Consider the following 21,011-nt stretch of genomic DNA (forward strand, 5'->3'; position numbering starts at 1 on the left):
GACCGCAGCGCACTCCATGACCCAAACCTCCACTGCCCTCCCCCCTCACGTCGCCATCATCGGCGGCGGCCCCGCCGGCCTGATGGCTGCCGAAGTGTTGAGCCAGGCCGGGATCAAGGTCGACCTGTACGACGGCATGCCGTCGGTGGGCAGGAAGTTTCTCCTCGCGGGGGTCGGCGGCATGAACATCACCCATTCCGAAGCCTATCCGGCTTTTCTCTCACGCTACGCCGAACGCGCACCGCAGATTGCACCGCTGCTGCGCTCATTTGGCGCCGAGGCGCTGTGCCAGTGGATTCATGATCTGGGCATCGAAACCTTCGTCGGCAGCTCCGGCCGGGTGTTTCCAACCGACATGAAAGCCGCACCGCTGTTGCGCGCCTGGCTCAAACGCTTGCGAGATGCCGGCGTAGTTATCCACACCCGCCACCGTTGGCTGGGCTGGAATGAAAACGGTGGATTGCTCATCGGAAGTCCCGAAGGTGAAAAAACCATTCAACCCGACGCCACCTTGCTGGCCCTCGGCGGCGGCAGCTGGTCGCGCCTCGGTTCGGACGGCGCGTGGATGTTGCCATTGGAGCAACGCGGCGTAGGACTTATGCCTTTGCAACCGAGCAATTGCGGCTTCGAGGTGCAGGCCTGGAGCGAATTGATGGTCAGCAAATTCGCCGGCGCACCGCTGAAAAACATCGCCATCGGGCTCAACGACGATGTTCCGCGGCTCGGGGAATGTGTGATTACGGCTACCGGGATTGAAGGCAGTCTGATCTACGCGTTGTCGGCGCCGATCCGTGAAGCCATCAATCAACACGGCTCGGCGACGATTCATCTGGACCTGCTGCCCGGCAGGCCTGTGGATAAAGTACAGGCTGCACTGAACAAACCGCGCGGTTCACGTTCCATGTCCAAGCATCTGCACAGTCAGCTCGGCATTGATGGGGTGAAAGCGGCGTTGCTGCGCGAACTGACGCGAGCAGAATGCTTCGCCGATCCGGCGTTGTTGGCCAAAGCGATCAAAGCGTTACCACTGACGCTGGTGAAAACCCGTCCACTGGATGAGGCCATCAGCAGCGCCGGTGGCGTGATGTTCGAGTCGATGGATGAACGTTTGATGCTCAAGCAACTGCCTGGTGTGTTCTGCGCGGGGGAAATGCTGGATTGGGAAGCGCCGACGGGGGGCTATTTGCTGACCGCGTGTTTCGCCAGTGGGCGGGCGGCGGGGTTAGGGATGGTGGAGTGGCTCAGGCGCAAGGATTGAGACCGAGGCGCGCCCTTCGCGGGCAAGCCTCGCTCCTACGGATTGGTGGTGCCCTTGTAGGAGCGAGGCTTGCCCGCGAAGGCGGCCTAACAGACGCCGCAGCGAATCAAGGCTTACGCTTACGCGGCCCAGTATTAAACACCGGCACTTTTCGCACAGGCTTGATCGAAGGCTCCGGCGCCGAAGCATCCCCGCTCTCAACCCATTTACCCAAGTTGCGTTTACCGCCACTGGACGTCTTTGGCTTCTTCGGTTTCTTCGGCTTCTTCACCACCTGACCGCTGGCATCGGTATCCGGCACGCGGTGCTCAGGCTCGAAGTCATGTTCCATCTGCCGAGGTAACGTCTGACGCGTCAACGTCTCGATGGCCGACAGCAGATTCACTTCATCCGCGCACACCAGCGAAATAGCCTGCCCGGTGGCACCCGCACGGCCAGTACGACCGATCCGGTGGATGTAGTCCTCTGCCACGATCGGCAGGTCGAAATTGACCACCAACGGCAAATCTTCGATGTCCAGACCACGGGCCGCGACGTCAGTGGCGACCAGGATCTGCACTTCGCTGGCCTTGAACCGGTCCAGCGCACGCTGACGAGTCGCCTGCGGTTTGTCACCATGGATGCCGTCGGCATTAATGCCCAGACCCTGAAGTTTCTCCACCAGCGCGTCCACGCCATTGCGAGTCTTGGCGAACACCAGCACCTGCTTCCACTTGCCCTTGCGCAGCAAGTGGATGAACAGTTCCGGCTTGCGCTTCTTGTCCACCGTCACCACCCACTGTTTCACGGTGTTGGCCGCAACGTTGCGCGGGCTGACTTCGATGCTCAGCGGATCGTTGAGCATTTGCCCGGCCAGCAGGCGAATCGCATCGGAGAAGGTCGCGGAGAACAACAGTGTCTGACGTTTCTTCGGCAGCACGCGGTAAATGTTCCCCAGCTCTTCAGAAAAGCCGAGGTCGAGCATGCGATCCGCTTCGTCCAGCACCAGGGTTTGCAGCTGGTTGAACTTCAGCGCGTTCTGGCGGAACAGGTCGAGCAAACGGCCCGGCGTCGCTACCAACAGGTCGACGCCTTTGCGCAGCTTCATCATTTGCGGGTTGATGCTGACGCCGCCGTACACCGCGTACGTGCTCAGCGGCAGGTTCTCGGCGTACTGACGCACGGCTTCGTGAACCTGTTCGGCCAGTTCACGGGTTGGCACCAGGATCAGCGCGCGCACCGAGTTGGCAGTGACTTTCGGCCCTTCCATGGCCAGCAATTGCAGCAGCGGCAGCGCGAAACCGGCGGTCTTGCCGGTGCCGGTCTGGGCGGCGGCCATCAGGTCGCGACCGGCCAGCACCGCCGGAATGGCTTGCGCCTGAACCGGCGTCGGGGTCTGGTAGCCGAGCGTCTCGAGAGAGCGCAGCAAGGGTTCGATCAGGCCAAGGGAGGCGAAAGTCATGGGATTACCGTAGGAAAAATCAGCGCGGGTGTGCAAACAAGTGTGCAATGGCGCGCAGTTTACCCTAATTCACGCTCGATTCTGTCTGCACCACGGCAGCGGGCTTTACCGGAGCCCGGCGCCACTGCGGCAAACCGATCAACACCACGGCACTGATGATCACCAACATGGCCAACGCTTCTTCGATACCGATGGTTTCGCCGACGAACACGATCCCCAGCAACACCGCCACCGCCGGGTTGACGTAGGCATAACTGGTGGCCGCCGCCGGACGTACGTTTTTCAACAGGTACATGTAGGCGTTGAAGGCGATGATCGAACCGAAGAACGTCAGATAGGCCAGCGCCGCCCACCCTTCGATCGGCGGCATGGCGTCCAGATGTTCACCGCTCACCGCACTGCCGATCAGCAGCACCACGCCACCCACCAGCATTTCCACGGCACTTGCCATCGCCCCCTGAGGCAACGGCAAGTGTTTGCTCCACACCGAACCAAACGCCCAGGCCGCCGCCGCGAATATCAGCAACAGGGCACCCAGCGGGCTCGACTGCAGGTTGGAACCGAGGTTGAGCATGGCGATGCCGATCAGCCCGAGCACAATCCCGGCCCATTCGAGACGGGTATTACGCGCGCCCCAGAAATATCCGCAGAGCAAGGTAAACAGCGGTACCGTCGCCACCGCCAGCGCGGCAACACCGGACGCGACGCCCATGTGCTCCGCCACACTCACCCCGCCGTTACCGCACGCCAACAGCAAAATCCCGATGATCCCCGCCGCTTTCCACTGCGCCCAGGTCGGCGCCGGCGCCCCGCGCCAGCGCAGGAACCCGTACATCAAAGTCCCGGCGATGACAAAGCGAATACCCGCGAGCAGCAAGGGCGGCCAATACTCCACGCCGATACGAATCACCAGGTAAGTCGAGCCCCAAATCACGTACAAGGCGAAAAAGGCAGCGATCAACGGCAAGGGAAAACGGCGCAGGCCAGGCATGGGGGCAGCTCACAGGCAAGGACAAATGAACAGCTATTCTAGAAAGGCCAACCGCATAAAATAAGTTACAAAACCTGTTTATAGCGCCGGTACACTTTTCAAATCACGGAGATCAGCGCTATAAACCGTGCTTTCGAAAGTCAGTCATTTTTCAGGAATCCGCCCATGGACAAATACGACCGCATGCTCCTCAGCGCCCTGCTGGAAAACGGTCGCGCGTCCTACGCCGACCTCGCACGCAAGGTCAACCTGTCCGCCCCGGCCGTGGCCGAGCGCGTGGCCAAACTCGAGGCCAGCGGGGTGATCACCGGTTACCAGGCGAAAGTCGACATGGCCAAGCTTGGGCTGCCGATCCAGTGCGTCATCGAGCTGCGCCTGAACCAGCACGGCAACCAGAAGGCCTACGACGACCTGATCAAAATCCCGCAACTGACCGAATGCCACCGGGTGACGGGTGATCCGTGCGTGATCATGCAAGCGGCGGTGGGCTCGATGCCGGAGCTGGAAGAATTGATTAACCGGATTGCCACGTTCGGCTTCAGCAAGACGTCGATTGTGTTGTCGAGCGCGATAGAGAAGCGCGTGCCGTTGGGGCACATCGAAGGCAATGGAAAAGTTTGATACGACACCGACCCTGTGGGAGCGGGCTTGCCCGCGATAGCGATGTGTCAGTCAACAAAGAGGTTGGATGTGATGGCCTCATCGCGGGCAAGCCCGCTCCCACAGGGATCTCGGGTGTTTCTAAAACCCGCGATGGCGCTTGAGGTGCTCGTTGATCTTCGCTGCTGGCACTTTCTGCAGGCTGACCAGCAGATCATGGGACAACTCGCGCAACCCGTGCTTCTGCCGCAACTCCTGCGCCAGATGCGCCGTCAGGTTGGCCGCCATTTCGGCGTCAGCCATGGCCCGGTGAGCCTGGCCGGTATGCGGCAGTTTGGCGAAGGTGGTGAGCGTACCAAGTTTGTGATTCGGCGCAGCAGGCATCAATCGTCTGGCCAGTAGCAGCGAGCAGGCAAAGTTCTGCAAGCGCGTGCGCTTGATCCGCCCCAGTTCAAAGTCCCAGAACTTCTGGTCGAACGCGGCGTTGTGCGCCAGCAGCGGCGTAGTGCCGACGAATTCGTTGACTTCGTTCATCACCTGCTCGGCCGATGGCGCGGTGCGCAGCATGGCGTTGCTGATGCCGGTGAGTTGTTCGATGAAGGCCGGGACGCGCACGCCGGCGTTCATCAGGCTTTGGTAACGCTCGACGATGCGCCCCTGTTCAAGGATCACCACGGCAATTTCCGTGGCCCGGCAGCTGCTGCTCGGGGAGATCCCGGTGGTTTCAAAGTCGATGACTGCTATGCGTTCCAAACCTGTTTCAACTCCGTAAAAATCAATTCTTGAGCAGCAATGCGCCTTCGATCGGCACGTAGCGGCTGGCGGCGCGGATCAGCGAGTTGGCCGTCAGGCCCGGCACACCGTAGGCCACCGCTTGCACGCCGTGCTTGGCGATGATGCGTTCCAGCAGCATGTCGAAATCACCGTCGCCGGAGGCCAGCACCACTTCGTCGACGTGGTCCGCCGCGTCCATGATGTCGAGAGTGATGCCCACGTCCCAGTCGCCCTTGGCCGAGCCGTCGCTGCGCTGGATGTAGGGTTTGAGCTTCACGGTGAAACCGAGGTTGCGCAGGATCTGCTGGAACTGCTGCTGCTTGCTGTCACCACGATCGATCGCATAGGCATAGGCCTCGACGATCTCGCCCTGTTTGCTGATATCAGCCCACAACGCGGCGTAGTTGAAGTGGCAACCATAGGCCTGACGCACGGTGTAATAGAGGTTTTGAACATCGGCGAACACTGCAATTTTTTTCACCGCACATCCTCTCGGCGCTAAAGCGCGCAGGCTGAATCAGGCACCGGGCCCGAAAAGTTGCCCAGTATGCCAGCCTGAAGGATTGTTCCGCGAATAATCGGCCCGAAGCCTCTTGGAGCCTCGGACGAATGGCAACCTGTGGCGAGGGAGCTTGCTCCCGCTGGGTCGCGCAGCGGCCCCAAAATAGGACTGCTGCGCAGCCCAGCGGGAGCAAGCTCCCTCGCCACGGGTTCAGTGTTACACCTGTAATGTTGAATCAGACGAAGGAATCGTCGTCGCCGCCGAAGAACGATGAGCTGTCATCACTGTAATCAGTATCGGCGTAACCGCCCTGATCGCTGGAGTTGTCAGCCACACGCTGATCATCGCCCCAGCCTTTGTCACCGCTCTGATCGCTGACCTGAGCCGGCTCTTCCTTGATCACTTCAACCACTTCCGGCTGCTGGTTGTGGTGGAACAGGCTGCTGATGCCCTGTGCCAGCATCACGCCACCCGCGACACCCGCTGCGGTTTTCAGCGCGCCACCGAGGAACCCACCACCGACAGGCTGTTGCTGTTGCGGCGCGTAGTTCTGCTGCGGTGGCGGTGCACCGAAATTCTGCTGTGGCTGTGGCGGCGGCGAGTTGAACGACTGCCGCCCCGGCTCACGCCAGCCACCACTGGAGGGCGGCGCACTTGGCGCGGGTGTTTCACGGGAGCTGCCGCCGAAAATACTCGACAGGAACCCACCGCCGCTCGGTGCCGGAGCCGCCGTCTGCGCCTTGGCCGATTGCAGGTCGGCCTGCAACTGCTGGACTTGCTCGGCGAGTTGCTTGTTCTGTGCATCGAGGCTCTTGATTGCTGCCTCTTGCACCAGAATCGCCTGGGTCATGAAGTAGCCCGCCGCGGGTTGGCGAGTCAGGTGTTCCTTGATCCGCGCCTCGGCCTGGGCGTCGCGCGGGGCTGAATCCGTTTCGGCCTGTTGCAGCCGGGAAAACAGTCCATCGATCAGGGTTTGTTCTTCGCTGTTCATGGCGACCTCGTAGATTGCCGGGGAAATCGTTGCCCTTCTCCAAGGAGGATAAGGTGCTCGACCTTAATGGAGGCTGAAACAAGTTGTTTCAATGACCTTTACCGAACGTTTACGTTTGCGCCCCGAAGCGCTGCATCGGTTAAAGTGGGCCACTGCTTTCAACCTGCGATACCGACTGATGAATCCGTTCGATGTACTGCGTGACTCTCTGTATTTCTTCAAGCGCAATCTGGGCCAGATCGTGCGGCTGTGCCTGCCGCTGGTGATCGTCGAAGCGCTGCTGCAGCAAGTGGTCGATCACTCGACCGAGCCGGACAGTTTTCCCGGCATCAGCGTGATTGTCGGTTTGCTGGTCTATCCGCTGTACACCGCCGCGCTGATCCTGTTTCTCGATGCGCGCAGCCGGGGTGAATCGCCGCGCAACCGTGACCTGCTGTCGAGGGCCGCCTACCTGTGGCCGCGTTTCGCCCTGCTGACTGCGCTCAATACCTTGCTGATCCTGATCGGCCTGTCGCTGTATTTCCTGCCGGGCATCTGGCTGATGGTGACCCTTGCGTTCGGCGAGTACCTGCTGGTGCTGCGCGGCCTGGCGCCACTGGCGGCGATGAAGGAAAGCCTGCGCCTGACCCGCGGCCATTTCCTGCGCATCCTGGTGTGCATTCTGTGTGTGATGGGGCCGTTGTGGGTGCTCAAGGGCTTGACCCTCCAGGTTTACCCGGAGCCGCAGAACCCGGTGATTTCCTTGCTGATCGACAGCGCTCACAGCTTTTTGCAGTTGTTCACCAGCGTGGTGCTGTTCCGCATGTTCATGCTGATCAGCGACGTTCCCGAGAAAATCGACCGGCCGCTCTGACCGTGGGCTTCGGCACAGCTCTCGGTTATGCTCGGGGCCACCTTTTGTAACGCTATAAGCCGAGCCATGACCCGTCTACTGCGCTACACCCTGCTGGGCCTGTTGATTGCAATCGGCCTGATTGCCCTGCTGATCTACAACCTGACCTGGCGCCCCGAGCCCAGGGAAACGCTGCCGGTCAGTTGCAACGCCCAGGCGCCGACACTGGTGCCCGGCCAGGCCCTGAAAGTGATGACCTGGAACGTTCAGTACCTGGCGGGTAAACGCTACGTGTTCTGGAATGACCTGGCGGCCGGCAACGACGAAAAACCGACCACCGAGGACATGGCCTTCAGCCTCGATGAGGTGGCGCGGGTGATTCGCGACGAGCAACCGGATGTCGTGCTGCTGCAAGAGCTCGATGACGGCGCCAAGGCCAGCGATTACCAGAACCAGTTCAAACTGCTTCAGGAACGGGTCGCCGACCTGTATCCGTGCAGCGCAACCGCCTTCGACTGGAAAGCTGATTTCGTGCCGCAAACGCACATCTTCGGCAGCGTCGGCCGGCAACTGGCGACCCTCAGCCGCTACCAGATCGAACACGCCGAACGCCTGCAACTGCCGACCCTGCCGGCCAACTTCATCAGCCGCCAGTTCAATCCGAAAAACGCTTTGCTGGCGACGTATCTGCCGTTGAGCGACGGCGGTCAGATCGCAGTGCTCAACACGCATCTGGACCGCGCCCTTCAACCTGACGACACGCTGCAAGCCCAGGTGAGCGCCGTCGCCAAGGTCCTCGACAGGTTCGAAAGTCGAGGCACGCCGTGGCTGATCGGTGGTGACTTCAACCTGTTGCCGCTGGGGCAATATCGACGCCTGCCCACCGAGCAACGCACGCCCTACTCCGCCGACAGCGCCTTGCATGTGTTGTGGGACAAGTACCCGATGATCCCGACCAACAATGAAGCCGGTGGAATCGATCGGGCGCGGTGGCTGACGCATTACCCGAACGATCCGGGCTTGAACGGCCCGGACCGGACCGTCGACTACCTGTTTTACAGCCCGCGGATCAAACGGGTCGAGGCGATGGTGCGGCAGGACGATACCTTGCGGATCTCCGATCATCTGCCGGTGATAGCGCGGTTTCTCCTACCTGCCGCACCGTAGCTCAGCCGTACACAAAACCTGTGGGAGCGGGCTTGCCCGCGATTCGGTTCAACATTCAACATCCATGCTGTCTGACACACCGCTATCGCGGGCAAGCCCGCTCCCACAGGGATTTGTGCATGACTGGCATCAATGCACCTCCTCCAAATCGTCATGCAGCAGCCCGAAGATATTGCGTTTCATCTCGATAAACGAGCGCTCCATGACCATGTCCAGGGTCCGTGGGCGTTCGATCGGCACGTCCAGAATCTGCTTGATCCGCCCGGGCCTGGCGCCCATCACGTAGACCCGGTCGCCCAGCAAAATCGCCTCGTCGATATCGTGGGTCACGAACAGCACGGTCTTCTTGCTGTTGCCCCAGACCCGCAACAACAGCTGCTGCATTTGCAGGCGCGTCTGGCTGTCGAGGGCGCCGAAGGGTTCGTCCATCAGCAGGATCTGCGGATCGTTGGCCAACGCCCGGGCAATCGCCACGCGCTGCATCATGCCGCCGGACAGCTGCTTGGCGTAGTTGTCGGCGAACCCCGTCAGGCCCACTTCATTAACGTAGTAGTCGACAATTTCCTTGCGCTGCGCCGCCGCCATGCCACGACGCTTGAGGCCGAACTCCACGTTCTGGCGCACGGTCAGCCACGGGAACAGCGTATAGCTCTGGAACACCATGCCGCGATCCGCGCCGGGGCCCTGCACTTGCTGACCACCGACATAGATCTCGCCTTCCGTGGGCTCGTTCAGGCCAGCGGTGAGGTACAGCAAACTCGACTTGCCGCAACCCGACGGCCCGACCAGCACGGCGAACTGCTGATCCGGGACTTCGAATGAAACCTGATCCAGCGCGGTGAACACGCCACCATCGGGCTTTTGATACCGCAGGCTGACCTTGTCCACTTGCAGGCGTGGCGCGGCGTGCGCCGGGGCAGCCACCGGGGTGACGAAACGCGGGTTGACGGCGGTTACTGAGCCCATGCGGCAATCCTCAGACGAAGGAAACGGAACAGTTGATCGGTGACCAGGCCCAACAGGCCGATGATCGCGATGGCGAGGAAAATCACATCCACCTGAAAGCCGCGCATGGCCTTGAGGCTCAGGTAACCCAGGCCACTGGAAGCGGCCACCAGTTCGGCGACCACCAGGTAAGTCCAGGCCCAGCCCATAGTCACGCGCAAGGTGTCGAGCACACCCGGCAAAGAAGCCGGCGCGATCACATGCAGCACCGCATCGCGACGGTTCGAACCCAAGGTGTAAGACGCATTGATCAGGTCCTTGGAGATGCCCTTGGACACGTCCGCGATCATCACCAGTTGCTGGAAAAACACGCCGAAGATGATCACCGAGACACGCTGCTCCAGGCCGATGCCGATCCACAGAATGAACAGCGGCACGAACGAGGTCACCGGCAGGTAACGGATGAAATTCACCATCGGTTCAAGGAACGCCTGGACGATGCGAAAGCTGCCCATCAGCAACCCCAGCGGCACCGCCACCAACGATGAGACGATGAAACCGACCATCACCACTTCAACACTTGCCCACACATGCTGGCCGAGTGTGCCGTCGCGGCCCAGACGCACGGCGGCTTCGACCACCGCGCCGGGTGTCGGGAGGAACATGCCCGGCACCACGCCGCCGTAAGACAACCCGGCCCACAGACCGACCAACAACACCCAGGCCAAGCCGCTCGCGCTCCAGATCACCGACACTGGCAAACCGGTCTTGGGCGTGATGCAGCGGCTCAGCCATGAATTGCGCTTGAACATGCGAACCTCCTACAGCGGGGTGACGAAGCGGTTGTCGATCAGGTCATCATTGCTGACGTTGTAGGGTTTGCCCTGCAATTCACTGGCGGTTTCATTGGCCAGTTTGATCAGCGGTTCGCTGTCGCCCGGCTTGCCTGGCGAGCCTAGGAGTTTTTCGCTCATGGCCTGATCGTAGAAGCGCACGCCTTGCGCGGCAGCTTCCAGTTCCTTCGGATCGGCGAGGTAACCACCGACGCCCTTGGCCATGATTTTGTAGGCTTCCTTCGGATGGTCCTTGGTGTACTGCACCGCTTTGTACAGACCGGCGACCAAGGCCTTGACGTCTTCCGGCTGCTTCTCGATGACCGTGCAATTGAGCGCGACCACGTCGACGATCACTCCCGGCGTACTGCTGCTGTCGATCAGCACTTTGCCTTGTTGCTTGCTGCGCACCATCGACAGGTGCGGTTCCCAGGTCACGGCGGCCGGCACGCGACCGGCGATGAACGCGGTGGCGGCGTCGTCAGCCGTCATGTTCTGCACGGTGATGTCGCTCATGCTCATGCCGTGTTTTTTCAGCAAGTACGACAGCCAGAACTGCGAGGTGGAACCTTCGTTCACCGCCACCGCTTTGCCCTTCAGTTCCTGCAGACTCTTGACGTCCTTGCCTACCAGAACACCGTCGCCACCATGGCTGTCATCCAGTGCAGCGACCGCTTTGAAGCAGAATTGCGGACGGTACTTGAGCACTTCGTCGATGGTCGACGCCGAGCCGGACAATTCGCCCGAGGCTTGCGCGGCCATGTACATCGAGGCTTCTTCGACGACGGGCAATTCAACGGTCAGACCGTTTTCCTTGAAGTAGCCCAGGTCCTGGGCGAGGTAGAGCGTGCCGTAACCGACCCACGTGGTGTGGCCGATGGACAGGGTGCCGGCCTGGGCGCTGGTGGCGACCGTGGCGGCGATGGCGGTGATCGCCAGTGGATGAGCGACGCGGGTAAGCAAGGACTTGATCATGGAGCACTCCCAAAGCTGTTGATTTAGTTTTGTCATGGGCAGTACGGCCAGCAGCCTTTGGAGAAGAGCTGCCACGGGTGGTCTCTGAGGGACCTTGTTGTGGGCAGCGTTCTGCTGACTGGCGAGGTCGATGTTGGACCAAGGTGGGGATTAGGAAAATTAGGAAATATGTCGATGGGAGTGATGAAAAAACTGGGTAGCGTGCGCTGAAAATGAGCGCTGTTTGCGGGGGTGCACGGGGTGGGTGCAAAAGGTTAGAAGTGTGTTGAATGGGCTAACGCAATCGCGGGCAAGCCTTGCTCCTACAGGGATTGTGTCGGCCGCAAAATTTGCGTTCAACACATCACCTGTAGGAGCAAGGCTTGCCCGCGATAAGGTCCGCAGGGCCTTCAGACAATCTCAGAGCCGGCCGTATTCCTGCGCTGTACGATCCACCGCTTTCAGGGTCTTGCCAACCAACTCATCCACCTCTTCCCGACTGGCAATCAACGCCGGCGCCATGATCATCCGCCCCAGCGTCGAACGAATGATCACCCCTTCCTCAAACCCGATCGTGCGGCAGCGCCAGGCAATGTCGTTCTCGTTGGCAAAACGCTTGCGGCTGGTTTTATCCTCGGCCAATTGCAACGCCGCAACCATCCCGACGCCCTGGATATCCCCCACCAACGGGTGATTACCAAACACCTCGCGCAAGCACTTTTGCAGGTACGGGCCGATGTCATCCTTGACCCGCGTCACCACGCCTTCATCGCGCAACGCCTTGAGGTTGGCGATGGCCACCGCTGCCGCCACCGGGTGCCCCGAATAGGTCAGGCCGTGGGCAAACACCCCGCCCTGCTCCACCAGCACCTGCGCCATTTTCTTCGACAGAATCAGCCCACCCATGGGGATGTAACCGGAGGTCAGACCCTTGGCGATCGACAGCGTGTCCGGCTCGAAACCGAAGTACTCATGGGCGAACCATTCGCCGGTGCGACCGAAGCCACCAATCACTTCGTCGGCGCACAACAGCACGTCGTACTTGCGGCAGATCCGTTGAATTTCCGGCCAGTAACTTTCTGGTGGGAAGATCATCCCGCCCGCGCCCTGGAACGGTTCGGCGATGAAGCCGGCGACCTTGTCCGCGCCCAGTTCGAGAATCTTCGCTTCCAGTTGCTGCGCCGCCCGCAAGCCAAACTCGGCCGGGGTCAGGTTGCCCTCATGGGCGAAGAAGTACGGCTCGTCGATGTGCTCGATGTCGGGAAGCATGCCACCCATTTCGTGCATGAACTTCATGCCACCGAGCGCCGTCGCCGCCAGGGTCGAACCGTGGTAACCGTTCCAGCGACCGATCATGACTTTCTTCTCGGGCTTGCCGAGGATCGTCCAGTAACGACGCACGGTGCGGATCAGCACCTCGTTGGCTTCGGAGCCGGAGTTGGTGTAGATCGCGTGGCTGTAGTGCCCCGGCAACAGGCTGAACAACAGCTCCGAGAGCTCGATCACCTGCGGGTGGGTTGTGTGGAAAAACATGTTGTAGTACGGCAGTTGCTCAAGCTGTTGCGTCGCCGCAGCGGCCAGGTCCTTGCGGCCGTAACCGAGGTTGGTGCACCACAACCCGGACATGCCGTCGAGGTAACGCCGACCATCGTTGTCCCACAGGTGCAGGCGCTCGCCACGGACCATCACCCGCGGTCCTTCGTCGTTGAGCGCTTTCTGATCGACGAATGCGTGGATGTGGTGAGCAGCGTCGGCGGCCTGGTAGTCGCGGGTTTCACGTGGTGTGGTCATCGCCAGTTCTCCGTTTTGTTGTTAGCGCAGCTGAAACCAAGTGGTCTTCAACTGGGTGTATTTATCGAAAGAGTGCAGCGACAGATCGCGGCCGAAACCGGACTGTTTGCCGCCGCCGAACGGCACGGTCACGTCGAGCGCATCGACGCTGTTCACCGACACCGTGCCCGCGCGCAATTGCCGCGCCACGCGGTGGGCGCGATTGAGGTCGTCGGTCCACAGCGACGCAGCCAGACCGTAGACGCTGTCGTTGGCCAGTTGCAAGGCGTGTGCCTCGTCATCGAACGCGGTGACCGCCAGCACCGGGCCGAACACTTCATCGCGAAACAGCGGCATGTCCGGGCTCACATTGGTGAAAATCGTTGGCTGGATGAAGTTGTCGGAGCCGTTAAAGATCGACTGCCGACCGCCACACAGCTTGGTCGCGCCCTGGCGCTGGGCCTGCTCGATGAACTTCATGATGCGTGCGGTCTGACGGCTGTCGACAATCGCCCCGGCGCTGCTCGACGGGTCCAGCGGATCGCCCGGCAGCCAGCGTTCGACCTGCGCCTTGAGACGCTCGACGAACTCGTCATGGATCGAACGCTGCACCAGCAACCGCGAGTTGGCCGAACACACTTCGCCCTGATTGAAGAAGATCCCGAACGCGGCTTTCTCGGCCGCCAGATCCAGGTCCTGACAATCGGCGAACACCAGGTTGGCGCTCTTGCCGCCGCACTCCAGCCATACCTGTTTCAGGTTCGATTGCGCGGAATACTGCATGAAATATTTGCCGACTTCGGTGGAGCCGGTGAACACCAGGCAATCGACGTCCGGGTGTAAACCAAGGGCTTTGCCGGTTTGTTCACCGAGGCCCGGCAGCACGTTCAGTACGCCCGCCGGCAGCCCGGCTTCCAGCGCCAGCTCGGCCAGACGCAGTGCGGAAAACGGTGATTGCTCGGCGGGTTTGAGGATCACCGAATTCCCTGCCGCCAGCGCTGGCGCGAGTTTCCACGCGGCCATGTCCAGCGGGAAATTCCACGGCACCACGGCGGCAACCACGCCCAATGCTTCGCGGGTGATGGTTGCCAACACGTTTTGTGCGCTCGGCGCGATCTGGTCGTAGAGTTTGTCGAGGCTTTCGGCGTACCAGCGAAACACCCCGGCGGCGCCCGGCACGTCGATGTTGTAGGCGTCCATCACCGGTTTGCCCATGTTCAGCGAATCGAGCAGTGCCAGTTCTTCGCGATGAGTCATGATCAGGTCGGCCAGACGCAGCAGCACTTGTTTGCGCTCCGCAGGCGAACGCGCCGCCCAGGTGCCGGCCTCAAACACCTGACGCGCATTTTTGACTGCGGCGTCGACGTCTTCAGCGCCGCAAGCGGCCACGTTGGCCAGGCGCTGGCCGGTGGCTGGGTTGATCGCGGCGAAGGTCTGGCCCGACTGCGCCGAACGGGGTTTGCCGTCGATCAGGGCCAGGTCGGGAAACTGCAGCGCAGCGGCTTTTTTTTGCCAATATGCAAGCTCGAACACGTTCAGATGCTCCATGGGCTTTTCTTGTGTCTGGATGGTGGCCCAGGCCCGTGTCGAGGAAAAATAGTAAAAATGTCTTCGCAGACCATGAAAAAACTGGGCAGCCCATCTGCACGGTTGCGCGGTATGTGGTTATTGTTCAGGCACAACAACACCGTCGTCAGAACGGATGCAGTCGGCGTAAAAATTGCCTGGATGTCGAGTCCATCCACCCCGAGGTTTGCCGTGGCTGCCTACAACCTGCGTCAATTGAAGTACTTCATCACCACCGTCGAATGCGGCAGCGTCGCCGAGGCGTCGCGCAAGCTGTACATCGCACAGCCGGCGATCTCCACGGCGATCAAAGGCCTGGAAGACAGCTTCGGCGTGCAACTGCTGATCCGTCATCACGCCCAAGGCGTGTCCCTGACCCCCAGCGGGGCGCGCTTCTACCGCAAGGCTCAGGAACTGTTGCGCATGGCCAAGGAGTTCGAACAGAACGCCCTCGCCGACAACGACGTGGTGGCCGGGCAGATCGACATCGGCTGCTTTGAAACCGTCGCCCCGCTGTACCTGCCGCAATTGATTGCCGGGTTCTCGGCGCTGTACCCCGGCGTGAAAATCCGCATCCGCGACGGCGAGCAGCAAGAGTTGGTGCAAGGCCTGACCTCGGGCACCTTCGACCTGGCGATCCTCTATGAACACGACCTCGACGCCACCATCCAGACCGAACCGCTGATGCCCGCGCAACGGCCTTATGCATTGCTACCGGCAGATCATCGCTTTGCCCAGCTCAAGCAAGTGTCCCTGCGTGATCTGTGCCTGGAACCGATGATTCTGCTGGACGTGCAACCGAGCCGGACCTACTTCGTCAGCCTGTTCGAAGAGCTTGGTCTTACGCCACACATCGCCTTCAGCTCACCGTCGATCGAGATGGTCCGGGGCATGGTCGGCCAAGGGTTCGGCTTCTCGATCCTGGTCACCCGCCCGCATTCGGAATGCACCTACGACGGGCAGAAAGTGGTGTGCGTGGACATCGTCGAAGACGTCACCGGCTCAGGGCTGGTGGCGGCGTGGCTCAAACGCGGGCAACTGACCAAACCGGCGCAGTTGTTTGCGGATTACTGTCGAGAGCAACTGACCGCGAAGGCCGGGACAAGAACCTGAGCCAGGCAACCCTCCTGTGGCGAGGGAGCTTGCTCCCGCTCGACTGCGCAGCAGTCGCAAAACCATTGCATGCGATGTATCTGATACACCCCAGTGGCAGGTTTTGGGGCGGCTTCGCCACCCAACGGGAGCAAGCTCCCTCGCCACAAGCAAGCCCCCTCACCACAAGGTTTGTGTTCGGCATCAGGGATTACTTACGCGGTTTGATCCGCGCGGTCGCCTCGGCCACCAACGGATCATCCGGCCAATAATGCTTCGGATACCGCCCCTTCAAATCCTTCTTCACCTCGGCATACGTGCTGCGCCAGAAGTTCGCCAGATCCTGCGTTACCTGTACCGGCCGCCGCGCCGGGGACAGCAGATGCAACTTCACCACCTGCCGTCCACCGGCGATGCGCGGCGTTTCAGCAAGCCCGAACAACTCCTGCAAACGCACCGCCAGAATCGGCGGCTGCTCGCTGTAATCCAGACGAATCGACGACCCCGACGGCACGCTCAAATGATGCGGCGCCAGCTCATCCAGCCGTTGCGGCAACGGCCACGGCAGCAGGTTATGAACGATGTTCGACAAGTCCAGATTGGCAAAGTGACTGAGCCGCGAGACCTTCCCCAGATACGGCATCAACCAGTGTTCAAGGCCTTTGAGCAGCGCAGCATCACTGACATCCGGCCACTCACTCTGATCCTTGCCATCAAGGTCCAACTGCCGCAACAAAGCCACTCGCGCCTGCCACTGACGCAACTCCGGCGTCCACGGCAACAGCTCCAGTCCCTTGCGCCGCACCAGATTCACCAGCGCCTGACTGCGAGCGATTTCATCAAGCCCGGTCAACGGTTCTCGACTGAGGATTAACTCTCCGACCTTGCGCTGCCTCTCGGCGCGCAACACGCCTTCACGCTCGTCCCAATCCAGTTGATCGACCACGCGCACCTGCTCGGCCAACACCGAATCGAACAACGCCGGATCGAAATCCGCGGCCAGATAAATCCGCTCTTCACGCTGGCCCTGACGACTGCCCAGATCGGCAATCACCAGCCAAGGTTGTTTCATCAAACTGTCGGCTTCGGCGAACAACGCGGCACGACCGTTGGCCAGGCGATACTCCGCGCCACCCGCACGACGTTGCTGGGCAACACGATCGGGATAAGCCAGCGCCAACAGTGCGCCGAGCCAACGCGGATGATCCGGATCGCCGACCGGCTCCGACGCCTTGCCTCGCAGATAACCACGATACTGACGCGCCAGTTGCCGAGCCCGTTGCACGCCGCCCTGAGCACCGCGCGCGGCACGTTCTTCGCCGGACAGCAACACCAACCGACTGTGCAAATCGGCGCCGGCACCGCGCAAGATATCCCGCTCGCCGAGCAGTGCCGCGACATCACACGCCATGTCCGCCAAGCCAAGCGCCTGACCGCGCAGCAGCAAATGTGCGATGCGCGGATGCGCCGGCAGTTCGGCCATGGCCTGACCGTGACGGGTCAGCGCTTCACCGTCCAATGCCCCCAGTCGATCAAGCAAGTCCTGAGCCTGGGCATAAGCCGCGGCGGGCGGCACGTCGAGCCACACCAACTGCCCCGGCGACACGCCCCAGCGACCGAGTTGCAAAGCCAGCCCCGCAAGGTCCGCCGATAAAATCTCCGCACTGGCGTAGGCCGCCAGTTGTTCGTGCTGATCCTGCGACCACAAGCGATAACACACGCCCGGCTCCAGCCGCCCTGCCCGACCGGCGCGCTGAGTGGCGCTGGCGCGGGAGATACGTTGCGTGTCGAGGCGGGTCATGCCGCTGCCCGGATCGAAACGCGGCACCCGCGCCAACCCGGCGTCGATCACCACGCGCACGCCGTCGATGGTCAGGCTGGTTTCGGCGATGTTGGTCGCCAGCACCACTTTGCGAAAGCCCGCCGGCGCCGGATCAATCGCGGCGCGTTGTGCGGCGAGGTCCAGTTCACCGTGCAACGGGCAGAGCAACACCTGCGTGCGCTCGCCCAGCGCATCGGCCAGTTGTTGATGCACCCGGCGGATCTCCGCCTGCCCGGGCAGAAACACCAGGAGGCTGCCGGTTTCGTCGTTCAAGGCTTCAAGGATGGTCTGCACCAGACGCGGCTCAATGAATTCGCCGGGCTGGAACGGCCGGCCCCAGCGCATCGCCACCGGGTACATGCGGCCTTCGCTGCGCAGGATTGGCGCGTCGTCGAGCAGCCCGGCCAGGCGTTCGCCTTCCAGCGTTGCCGACATCAACAGGATTTTCAGCGGCTGATCGTCGCGGAACAGCTCCCGGCCATTCAGGCTCAGGGCCAGCGCCAGATCGGCGTCGAGACTGCGTTCATGGAATTCGTCGAAGATCAGCAAACCCACGCCTTCCAGCGCCGGGTCGTCCTGCAAGCGTCGAGTGAGGATGCCTTCGGTGACCACTTCGATACGGGTGTTGGGGCCGACTTTGCTGTCCAGCCGAATGCGATAGCCGACGGTTTCACCGACCTTTTCGCCCAGCTCACTGGCCAACCGCTCCGCTGCCGCACGCGCGGCCAACCGGCGCGGTTCGAGCATCAGAATGGTCTGCCCGGCCAGCCACGGCTCGTTGAGCAAGGCCAGTGGCACACGGGTGGTTTTACCGGCGCCGGGCGGTGCTTCGAGCACCGCTTCGTGGCGTGTAGCCAAGGCTTCACGCAGGGCGGGTAAAACTTCATCAATCGGCAAAGAAATCATGCTGGCTCCCAAACAGAGGGCCGAGTATAACGGCGAACTGCTCGGTGTTTATCAGGGTCCTAATTCATAGAGACGCCCTTTCGTTTCAAGACTACTCAGGAGATTTCATATGCGTGTTCCCTTTCGCCTGATTGGCGGTGTACTGGTTGCAACCCTGCTGACCCAAGTAACGGCTTGCGGATCGATTTTCTACCCTGATCGTCGCGGGCAGATCGACGGCAAGATCGACCCGGCCATCGCGGCACTGGATGCCGTGGGCCTGCTGTTCTACATCATCCCCGGCCTGATCGCGTTTGCGGTCGACTTCGCCACCGGTGCGATCTACTACGCGCCCGGCGAAACCGCGCAGGTGGCACCGGAAAAACTCAAGGAAGCCATCGGCGCCGACGGCAAGGTCGATACCCACAAGTTGCAGACTATTCTGGAAACCGAACTGGGCCGCAGCTTCCCGCTGGATGACCCACGCCTGATCCAGCACAAGGGCAGCACCCAGCAACTGGCCCTGCTCGGCCTGCAACCTGCCGCGTAATCCGTGGACATGAAGGAATAGCCACACCTATGATTTCCAGCTCCGAACACGCCCGCCTGCTGCGGCTGGCGACCCGAGCCTCGGTGGCGGTGGCGTGCACGTTGATCGTCGCCAAAGCCATCGCCTGGTGGCTGAGCGGATCGGTGAGCATGCTCGCCGGGTTGACCGATTCGGCCCTCGACGGCGTCACCTCGCTGCTCAATCTGCTGGCAGTGCATTACGCCTTGCGTCCTGCCGACGACGATCACCGTTACGGGCATGGCAAGGCCGAGTCACTGGCGGGCATGGCGCAGGCGTTGTTCATTGGCGGCAGTGCGGTGCTGATTGCCTTGCAGGCGTTTGACCGGCTCAAGCATCCCGAACCGGTGGGTGCGCCGTGGATCAGCATCGGGGTGATTGTGTTCTCTCTGGCGCTGACATTGGCCCTGCTGATGTTGCAGCACCGGGTGGTCAAGGCCACCGGTTCCAACGCGGTGCGCGCCGACGCCCTGCACTACCGTTCGGACATGCTGCTCAATGGCAGCATTCTGGTGGCGCTGGTGCTGGCCGGGTTCGGCTGGCATCAGGTGGATGCGTGGTTCGGATTAGGGATCGCCGCGTACATTTTCTGGAGCGCCATTCAGATCGCCCGGGAAAGTTTTACGGTGTTGATGGATGAAGAGCTTCCGCTGGATGTCAGCCAGCACATGCTCGAACTGGCCTGCAGCGTTCCAGGCGTATTGGGCGCGCACGACTTGCGCACGCGGGTTTCCGGCAATCAGTGGTTCGTGCAACTGCACCTGGAACTGCCGGGAGATTTGACGCTGTCAGTGGCTCACGGCATCAGCGATCAGGCAGCGGATGCGATTCACGCCGCTTACCCGCGAGCCGAAGTGCTGGTGCACGCCGACCCGCAGGAAGTGGTGAAGACCGCCAGGGCCAATCAGAAACTCACCTGATAGCCGCGGCTGCTCAGGCAGTTACCCTGGGCCTGACGGTAGGCTTGCACCACAGACGCGTCCGGTTGATAGGTGGCCGTGCGCGGATCGAAACCGCTCTGCTGCACCGCGTATTGATAGCACTCGTACCCGTCCTGATTGACCTGCTCCGGCGACTGGCCGTTGGCCGGATACGCCACCACGTCATAACCATTGCTGACCGGTTGCGGCTGCGGTTGCACGGGCGGCTCGACCACCACGTAATCCTGAGTGGTTTCCTGGTAGGCGTAATACGACCCGGCCGCGAGGAACAACAGCGCACCACCAATCCACACTTCGCGGGCGTAATCCGGCAGGTAGCCGACGCGAATCCCGCGCGGCGGCTGCACCACCACATATCGCGGGCCCAGCGGCCGGTACCAGTAGCCACCGGAGTAGAAATAATCCTGGCCCCGATAGGGTACGCGGTAGTCGCGATCCGGGAAGCGGTCGATCACATGGCCGGGACGATACTGCGGCCCTGGGCCCCAACCGTTACCGTGCCCGTCCGGGCGACCGGCCCAGCGATGATCATCGGGACGCGGGCCGTTGTTCTGCCAGTGCTGGTTGTTGTCGTTACGCCGCGGCACGTCATTGTAGTAACCACGCTGTGGCTGCTGGGTCTGGCGCACGGTATCGGGCCGGCCCTGGATCGGCAGGTCATTGGCAGGCAATTGTGGCGGCGGCGGTGGCGGCCGAACGGGATTGTTGAAGTCGCGAGGCTGATTGTATTGCGACTGATTGTTTTGCCACTGACCGCCATTGCGCGGCTGCCCGTTGTGCTCGAACTGGCGACTGTTGTCGTCTCGAATGATGTCGTTGTTCTGCGGGCGTGGTTGATTCTGCTGAGGATTGTTTTGCGGGCGCGGCTGATTGTTGCCCTGATGGCCGTCGCCTCGTTGCCCGTTGTCGGGACCACGGTTCTGCGGCTCGTCGGCCAGCGATTGCGCAGTGACACTGATACACAGCAAACCAACACCGGCCAAACGCCAGATGCGCGACTTCATGCTTTTCCTCACTGCGGGTTAGGGCCTGTACGTAAGACTGGGAAAGCACAGGCCGGTTCTGCAACAGGTTATCAG

General features: G+C 61.5%; 19 protein-coding genes. 7 read left to right on the forward strand and 12 right to left on the reverse strand.

The features are described 5' to 3' along the window. The first annotated feature begins 16 nt into the window (after positions 1 to 16). Entirely contained in the window at positions 17 to 1,258 is a 1,242-nt protein-coding gene (locus KJF94_RS22750; RefSeq protein ID WP_214378974.1) for a TIGR03862 family flavoprotein, read from the forward strand. Between the two features lie 106 nt (positions 1,259 to 1,364). On the opposite strand, the gene rhlE1 is transcribed toward KJF94_RS22750, so the two are convergent. Further along, positions 1,365 to 2,699 (reverse strand): RNA helicase RhlE1, encoded by a 1,335-nt coding sequence (rhlE1, locus tag KJF94_RS22755; RefSeq protein WP_214378976.1) that lies wholly within the window; start codon positions 2,697 to 2,699, stop codon positions 1,365 to 1,367. A 64-nt stretch (positions 2,700 to 2,763) separates the two neighbouring features. After that, a complete protein-coding gene (yedA, locus tag KJF94_RS22760) occupies positions 2,764 to 3,690 on the reverse strand; it encodes a drug/metabolite exporter YedA (RefSeq protein WP_214378978.1) in 927 nt (308 codons plus the stop codon). Positions 3,691 to 3,855: 165 nt separating this feature from the next. Between yedA and KJF94_RS22765 the strand changes: the two genes are divergently transcribed. Continuing rightward, positions 3,856 to 4,311, forward strand: coding sequence for an Lrp/AsnC family transcriptional regulator (locus KJF94_RS22765; RefSeq protein WP_212626497.1), 456 nt, complete (start codon positions 3,856 to 3,858; stop codon positions 4,309 to 4,311). A 120-nt stretch (positions 4,312 to 4,431) separates the two neighbouring features. Here the strand turns inward: KJF94_RS22765 and KJF94_RS22770 are convergent, their stop codons facing one another. The 3 genes from KJF94_RS22770 to KJF94_RS22780 all read right to left on the reverse strand — a co-directional run bounded on the left by KJF94_RS22770 (position 4,432) and on the right by KJF94_RS22780 (position 6,557). Further along, positions 4,432 to 5,043, reverse strand: a complete 612-nt coding sequence (locus KJF94_RS22770; protein ID WP_214378980.1) for a 3'-5' exonuclease — start codon at positions 5,041 to 5,043, stop codon at positions 4,432 to 4,434. Positions 5,044 to 5,065: 22 nt separating this feature from the next. Further along, entirely contained in the window at positions 5,066 to 5,545 is a 480-nt protein-coding gene (locus KJF94_RS22775; RefSeq protein ID WP_064675757.1) for a LabA-like NYN domain-containing protein, read from the reverse strand. A 256-nt stretch (positions 5,546 to 5,801) separates the two neighbouring features. Continuing rightward, positions 5,802 to 6,557, reverse strand: a complete 756-nt coding sequence (locus tag KJF94_RS22780) for a DUF2076 domain-containing protein (RefSeq protein ID WP_214378982.1) — start codon at positions 6,555 to 6,557, stop codon at positions 5,802 to 5,804. 178 nt (positions 6,558 to 6,735) lie between these two features. Here KJF94_RS22780 and KJF94_RS22785 point away from each other — a divergent pair, with 178 nt between their 5' ends. Together KJF94_RS22785 and KJF94_RS22790 are read left to right on the forward strand one after the other, a co-directional pair. Next, positions 6,736 to 7,410 (forward strand): DUF7847 domain-containing protein, encoded by a 675-nt coding sequence (locus KJF94_RS22785; protein ID WP_214384942.1) that lies wholly within the window; start codon positions 6,736 to 6,738, stop codon positions 7,408 to 7,410. A gap of 66 nt (positions 7,411 to 7,476) precedes the next feature. Continuing rightward, complete coding sequence (locus KJF94_RS22790) at positions 7,477 to 8,556, forward strand: endonuclease/exonuclease/phosphatase family protein (protein WP_214378984.1); 1,080 nt, start codon at positions 7,477 to 7,479, stop codon at positions 8,554 to 8,556. Between the two features lie 129 nt (positions 8,557 to 8,685). Here KJF94_RS22790 and KJF94_RS22795 read toward each other — a convergent pair whose 3' ends face one another. From KJF94_RS22795 to KJF94_RS22815, 5 genes are all read right to left on the reverse strand, one after another. After that, the gene (locus KJF94_RS22795) at positions 8,686 to 9,522 is read right to left on the reverse strand and encodes an ABC transporter ATP-binding protein (protein ID WP_214378986.1); all 837 of its coding nucleotides are present in this window, start codon (positions 9,520 to 9,522) and stop codon (positions 8,686 to 8,688) included. Continuing rightward, complete coding sequence (locus KJF94_RS22800) at positions 9,510 to 10,313, reverse strand: ABC transporter permease (protein WP_046056581.1); 804 nt, start codon at positions 10,311 to 10,313, stop codon at positions 9,510 to 9,512. The genes KJF94_RS22795 and KJF94_RS22800 overlap by 13 nt, the downstream gene beginning before the upstream one ends. Before the next feature lie 9 nt (positions 10,314 to 10,322). Further along, positions 10,323 to 11,309, reverse strand: coding sequence for an ABC transporter substrate-binding protein (locus KJF94_RS22805; protein ID WP_150630402.1), 987 nt, complete (start codon positions 11,307 to 11,309; stop codon positions 10,323 to 10,325). A gap of 399 nt (positions 11,310 to 11,708) precedes the next feature. Continuing rightward, entirely contained in the window at positions 11,709 to 13,079 is a 1,371-nt protein-coding gene (locus KJF94_RS22810; protein ID WP_214378988.1) for an aspartate aminotransferase family protein, read from the reverse strand. A 21-nt stretch (positions 13,080 to 13,100) separates the two neighbouring features. Beyond that, complete coding sequence (locus KJF94_RS22815) at positions 13,101 to 14,591, reverse strand: aldehyde dehydrogenase (RefSeq protein WP_214378990.1); 1,491 nt, start codon at positions 14,589 to 14,591, stop codon at positions 13,101 to 13,103. 225 nt (positions 14,592 to 14,816) lie between these two features. Between KJF94_RS22815 and KJF94_RS22820 the strand changes: the two genes are divergently transcribed. After that, positions 14,817 to 15,737 carry a LysR substrate-binding domain-containing protein gene (locus KJF94_RS22820; protein ID WP_214384943.1) on the forward strand — a complete coding sequence of 307 codons (921 nt, stop codon included), beginning with the start codon at positions 14,817 to 14,819 and terminating at the stop codon, positions 15,735 to 15,737. 190 nt (positions 15,738 to 15,927) lie between these two features. Here the strand turns inward: KJF94_RS22820 and hrpB are convergent, their stop codons facing one another. After that, positions 15,928 to 18,444 carry an ATP-dependent helicase HrpB gene (hrpB, locus tag KJF94_RS22825; RefSeq protein WP_214378992.1) on the reverse strand — a complete coding sequence of 839 codons (2,517 nt, stop codon included), beginning with the start codon at positions 18,442 to 18,444 and terminating at the stop codon, positions 15,928 to 15,930. A 109-nt stretch (positions 18,445 to 18,553) separates the two neighbouring features. On the opposite strand from hrpB, the gene KJF94_RS22830 reads away from it, so the two are divergent. Both KJF94_RS22830 and KJF94_RS22835 read left to right on the forward strand, forming a co-directional pair. Then, positions 18,554 to 18,973, forward strand: a complete 420-nt coding sequence (locus KJF94_RS22830) for a hypothetical protein (protein ID WP_017340970.1) — start codon at positions 18,554 to 18,556, stop codon at positions 18,971 to 18,973. Between the two features lie 29 nt (positions 18,974 to 19,002). Then, a complete protein-coding gene (locus KJF94_RS22835; RefSeq protein WP_214378994.1) occupies positions 19,003 to 19,911 on the forward strand; it encodes a cation diffusion facilitator family transporter in 909 nt (302 codons plus the stop codon). Here the strand turns inward: KJF94_RS22835 and KJF94_RS22840 are convergent. After that, positions 19,896 to 20,936 (reverse strand): DUF6515 family protein, encoded by a 1,041-nt coding sequence (locus tag KJF94_RS22840; RefSeq protein WP_214378996.1) that lies wholly within the window; start codon positions 20,934 to 20,936, stop codon positions 19,896 to 19,898. The two genes, KJF94_RS22835 and KJF94_RS22840, sit on opposite strands and share 16 nt — an antisense overlap. Positions 20,937 to 21,011: the final 75 nt, after the last annotated feature.

It is taken from the genome of Pseudomonas hormoni, assembly GCF_018502625.1.
GTDB classification, from domain to species: Bacteria; Pseudomonadota; Gammaproteobacteria; order Pseudomonadales; family Pseudomonadaceae; genus Aquipseudomonas; species Aquipseudomonas hormoni.